This is a genomic window from Bradyrhizobium sp., assembly GCF_016462955.1.
Lineage (GTDB): Bacteria > Pseudomonadota > Alphaproteobacteria > Rhizobiales > Xanthobacteraceae > Bradyrhizobium.
In genome coordinates this window covers 1-260 of the sequence record NZ_JAEMSD010000347.1, presented here as the reverse complement: position 1 = coordinate 260, position 260 = coordinate 1, and the positions used below count along the sequence as shown (strand labels likewise).

The following is a 260-nucleotide window of genomic DNA, read 5'->3' as shown; positions in this document are numbered from 1 at the left end:
ACGTCTGCGTCGCCCACATGGAGTGCATCGCCGGCGTCGTCGGCCACATGATCGCGCAAGGCGTCGCCTCCGGCGAGTTCGAGGCGCCGGACCTGCAAATGGCCGCGCTCTGCTCGTGCACCGCGATGCTCCGCTTCTTCCACCCCCAGATGATCGCCCAGTGCGCCACCAAGCCGGGCCCGACCATCGACCAGATGATCGATTTCGTCATCGCCGGTCTGTCCCCGCGCCACTGACGGGGCGGGAAGTTTCTCCTATAA

At 66.2% G+C, this 260-nt stretch carries 1 pseudogene; it reads left to right on the top strand.

The features are described from left to right. Window positions 1-236 (top strand): annotated as a pseudogene (locus tag JHD07_RS27610) (TetR/AcrR family transcriptional regulator); the annotation flags it as partial. Between the last annotated feature and the right edge of the window lie 24 nt (window positions 237-260).